The sequence below is a fragment of the Streptomyces africanus genome, assembly GCF_002150735.1.
Lineage (GTDB): Bacteria > Actinomycetota > Actinomycetes > Streptomycetales > Streptomycetaceae > Streptomyces > Streptomyces africanus.
Map to the genome: position 1 here is coordinate 1 of NZ_MUKA01000484.1, position 437 is coordinate 437.

General features: G+C 70.3%; 1 protein-coding gene. It reads left to right on the forward strand.

What is annotated here, in order from left to right:
- Positions 1-437 (forward strand): amidase (locus tag CCL05_RS46755; RefSeq protein WP_244204568.1); only part of this gene is annotated, 437 nt, incomplete at both ends.

Here is a 437-nt window from a genome sequence, read left to right on the forward strand (position 1 = left end):
CGCTCGCCCAGGCCCGTGCCGTCGACGAGAAGCGCGCCAAGGGCGAGAAGCTCGGACCGCTGGCCGGCGTTCCCCTGGCTCTCAAGGACATCTTCACCACCGAGGGGATCCCGACCACCGTCGGTTCGAAGATCCTCGAAGGCTGGATCCCGCCGTACGACGCGACCGTCACCCAGCGGCTCAAGGCCGCCGACGTGGTCATTCTCGGCAAGACCAACATGGACGAGTTCGCCATGGGCTCCTCCACCGAGAACNNCGGCACCGACACCGGCGGCTCCATCCGCCAGCCCGCCGCCGTCACGGGCACGGTCGGTGTGAAGCCGACGTACGGCGGGGTGTCGCGGTACGGCATGGTCGCCTTCTCCTCCTCCCTCGACCAGGGCGGCCCCTGCGCCCGCACGGTCCTGGACGCGGCCCTGCTGCACGAGGTGATCGCC